Origin of the sequence: Constrictibacter sp. MBR-5 (assembly GCF_040549485.1) — a bacterium.
Lineage (GTDB): Bacteria > Pseudomonadota > Alphaproteobacteria > JAJUGE01 > JAJUGE01 > Constrictibacter.
This window is the reverse complement of record NZ_JBEPTK010000040.1, coordinates 1-3,574: the sequence shown is the minus strand read 5'-3', so window position 1 is coordinate 3,574 and position 3,574 is coordinate 1. Positions and strand designations below refer to the sequence as shown.

Annotated in this window: 4 protein-coding genes; 3 read left to right on the top strand and 1 reads right to left on the bottom strand. The window is 67.3% G+C overall.

Annotation, left to right across the window (positions count from 1 at the left end; translation table 11 throughout):
• The coding region (locus tag ABIE65_RS27715; RefSeq protein ID WP_354081984.1) for a carbonic anhydrase at positions 1-226 on the top strand (226 nt) is incomplete at its 5' end.
• Between the two features lie 8 nt (positions 227-234).
• On the opposite strand, the gene ABIE65_RS27710 is transcribed toward ABIE65_RS27715, so the two are convergent.
• Complete coding sequence (locus tag ABIE65_RS27710; protein WP_354081983.1) at positions 235-1,413, bottom strand: IS110 family RNA-guided transposase; 1,179 nt, start codon at positions 1,411-1,413, stop codon at positions 235-237.
• Between the two features lie 230 nt (positions 1,414-1,643).
• On the opposite strand from ABIE65_RS27710, the gene ABIE65_RS27705 reads away from it, so the two are divergent.
• Positions 1,644-2,924, top strand: coding sequence for a molybdopterin molybdotransferase MoeA (locus ABIE65_RS27705; RefSeq protein ID WP_354081982.1), 1,281 nt, complete (start codon positions 1,644-1,646; stop codon positions 2,922-2,924).
• 11 nt (positions 2,925-2,935) lie between these two features.
• The gene (locus tag ABIE65_RS27700) at positions 2,936-3,466 is read left to right on the top strand and encodes a DUF2478 domain-containing protein (protein WP_354081981.1); all 531 of its coding nucleotides are present in this window, start codon (positions 2,936-2,938) and stop codon (positions 3,464-3,466) included.
• Positions 3,467-3,574: the final 108 nt, after the last annotated feature.

The following is a 3,574-nucleotide window of genomic DNA, read 5'->3' as shown; positions in this document are numbered from 1 at the left end:
CCTGGCGCAGGCTTCAGACGCGGAGACGCGCCGGGATCGTCTGGCGGAATTGAACGTCGTCGAAGGCGTCCGCCGTCTCGCGGAGACACCGATCCTCCAGCGCGCCTGGGGCCGTGGAGCGGATCTCCGAGTGCACGGACTCATCTACGGCCTGAAAAACGGACGTCTCGCCGATCTCGACTGCACGATCGGTCCGAGCCGTTTCCGGGGGGAGGCGGCTGAGTAATGCGCCTGTCAAGCAGCCTTATGGTTCGGATCGAAGGGCTGACGATGTTTGAGCATGGTCCAGACGACGGTGACGCGCCTGCGGGCCAGGGCGATGAGGGCCTGGGTGTGGTGTTTCCCTTCGCGCCGCTTGCGATCGTAGAAGGCCTTGGAGAGGGGATCCCTGATCGAGACGGCGCAGAAGGCGGACTGGTAGAAGACGCGCTTGAGCGCCTTGTCGCCGCCGAAGGCGCGCCGAAGCGCCCGGGCCTTGCCGGACTGGCGGAGGATCGGCGCGAGGCCAGCGGCCGCGGCGAGGGCGTCGGCGGAGCGGAACCTGGCGGTGTCGCCTGCCGCGGCGATGAACTCGGCCGCCAGCACCGCCCCCATCCCCGGCAGGCTCTGGATGAGGGCGCCGTCAGGGTGGCGCTGCAGGAGCTCCTGCAGTTCCCTGTCGAGCCGGCAGATCCTGTCGCGTGCGGCGAGCGCCTCTTCGGCGAGTTCGCGCACCAGGCGGGCAACGGCGGCTTCGCCGGGAACGACGGTACGCTGGGCCCTGGCGCAGGCGAGCGCCAGCTCGGCGAGGCGATCCGGTTCGCGCAGGTTGGGGGTCTTGGCCAGATGCTTTGCGATCCTGGTTCGCCCGGCCGCCCTGATCTCGCCGGGCGTGACGAAGCGGGTGAGCAGGGCGAGCGGGCCCTTGGCGGTGACGTCGAGGCCACGCTCGAGGCCGGGATGGATCGACGACAGGAGCTGACGCAGCCGCGACAGGCGCCGGGTTTGGTCCTGGACGAGGTCGCGGCGGCGGCCGACCAGGAGCCGGATGGCGATGGTCGTCTCCTCGTCCGGCCGGATCGGCCGCAGATCCAGCCTGGTGCGCACAAGGTCGGCGATGGTGCGGGCGTCGCGCGGGTCGGACTTGCTCTCACCGCCGACATAGCCGTGCCCGGCCCTGTTCACCGCAAGGCCCGGCACGTGGACGAGGTCGAAGCCGTCCGCGAGAAGGAGGGCCTCGAGGAAGCTGGCGATCGAGCCGGTCACGTCGAGGCCGATCCTGACCGGGCCCAGCCGGTGCAGCTCGGCGACAAGGCCGTCCAGATCCTCCTGCGTGTTGCGAACCGCCCGATCGAGCACCACGCGAGCATCCTGCTCGACCGCACACACCCAATGCACGTCCTTGGCGACGTCGATCCCCACTGCGATGGCCATGCGTCCTCCCGCGAGCCGGTTGCCCTTCCACGCAGCCCCGGTCGCGCCGGCATCGCCTTACGTAGCCATCAACGGCATCGAGCAATCAGCGGTCGGACCAAGGTGGCGATGCAGGTGGCCCAGCCGCCGGAGCCATCAGGGACAGCGCGAATGACAGCCATGCCCGCATCGCCTGCGCTCCAGCAATCTGGCCGAACATCGTCCGGAGCGCATCATGGAGGTAAGGCGGAATGACGGTACTGCGAAAGATCGACGGCTCGGGTTGCGGCTGCGACGCTTCCGGCCATGCGGCATCGCTGATCGAGGTTGGCGAAGCGCTGAAGCGGATCGTCGAGCATGTGCGCCCCGTCCTGCAGGAAGAGACCGTGCCGCTGGCGTATGCGGGGGGGCGCGTGCTTTCCAAATCAGTGGTATCCCGCGCTGCGGTACCGCCCTTCGATACCGCAGCGATGGACGGTTTTGCGGTCGACACCGCAGCCTTAGCAGGCGACGGACCGTGGCGGCTTGAGGTTTGCGCCAGGGTGGCAGCCGGACAGACGCCCGATGCGCCGGCCTCCGGCACCACCGCTGTGCGCATCTTCACCGGCGCGCGCGTCCCGCGGGGGGCGGATGCCGTCGTGGCGCAGGAAGAGGCGGGCAATGAGGGCCGCCACGTCATCCTGCGGCGGCGTCCCACGCCGGGACTGAACATCCGTCGTACCGGTGAGGACATGGTCGCGGACGCTTCGATCCTGCGGGCAGGCACACGCCTTGGGTCGCGCGAGATCGCGGCCACCGCGGCGGCCGGATGCGGCAGCGTGCAGGTGTTCCGCCCCGTCCGTGTCGCACTGCTCGTTACCGGTACCGAGATCCGGCAGGCGGGGCGGGCATGCGGCGATGCCGAGATATGGGACGTCAACACGCCGATGCTGCGCGCCGCTCTGACGGGCGCCTCGGTCGATTTGGTCGACGTTCGACAGGCATCCGACGACCGGACGGGCCTGCGGACCCGTCTCCGCACGATGATGTCGAAGGTAGACCTTATCGTCACCACCGGCGGAATTTCGGTCGGCGAAGAGGACAATATGAAGCCGGCGTTCCGTGCGCTCGACGGCCAGATCATTTTCAGCGGCGTGGCATTGAAGCCGGGCAAGCCGGTGACCTTCGGGCGCCTGAAGGAGACCTCATGGCTGGGCCTCCCAGGCAATCCCGCCGCGGCGTTCATCACCTGGCAGCTGTTCGGGACGGTCCTTCTTCGGCTGCTGTCGGGTATGTCCTGCGGGGCGGCGCTCAGGCGCCCTGTCCTGCTCGGACACGATATCCGCCGTAAGCCGGGACGCTGCGAACTGCGGCCGGCTTCTATCGCGGCATACGACGACCTCGGGCGCCCGGTCGCGCAATTCCTGGACGCGACCCACCCGGATCGGGTGGCCAAGCTGCCGCTCGCCGATGGCATGCTGGTCATTCCCGCGGACGCCGAACACCTAGTGAAGGGCACGCTCGTAGAATTTGTGCCATTCTGCGAATCTTGAGGGCAATGGATATGAACATCGCCTACACCATGACGCCCGGACGGGGCGACACCGACCTACTCCTCCTCAAGTTCGCTGCAAGTGTGGCGGCGAAAGGATTGAGGGCCTGCGGCACAGTTCAGATCAACGCGCTTCGACAAGACGCTGGTCCGTGCGATATGAGCGTGAAAGTCCTGCCCGACGGTCCCGTCCTCCGAATCTCGCAGCCCTTGGGGGCCGGTGCGCGGGGTTGCCGTCTCGATCCGGCGGCATTGGAAGACGCCGTCGGGCTGGTGTCCAGCAGCCTCGTCCATGGTGCCGATATCCTGATCGTGAACAAATTCGGAAAGCACGAGGCGGAAGGACGCGGATTCCGAGGCGCCATCGCCGATGCGCTATCGATGGATATCCCAGTTCTCGTCGGCCTCAACGCGTTGAACAAAAATGAGTTCGAAAAGTTTGCGTCGGATGCTGCCGTCGCGCTGCCTCCGGATGAAGCAGCATTGCTCACTTGGCTAGAGGCGACGGTGCGGGCAGCGAATTTTGTGTCAATGCCGAGGTAGCGACTCTGCTCTTCAGACCCAGAGAAGGGCAGCCATTCGGTCGATCGCGAAACGAATGTCAACTCGCCACTCCGGTGCCGCACTTCGGGCATCGCATTCGCCGGCGGA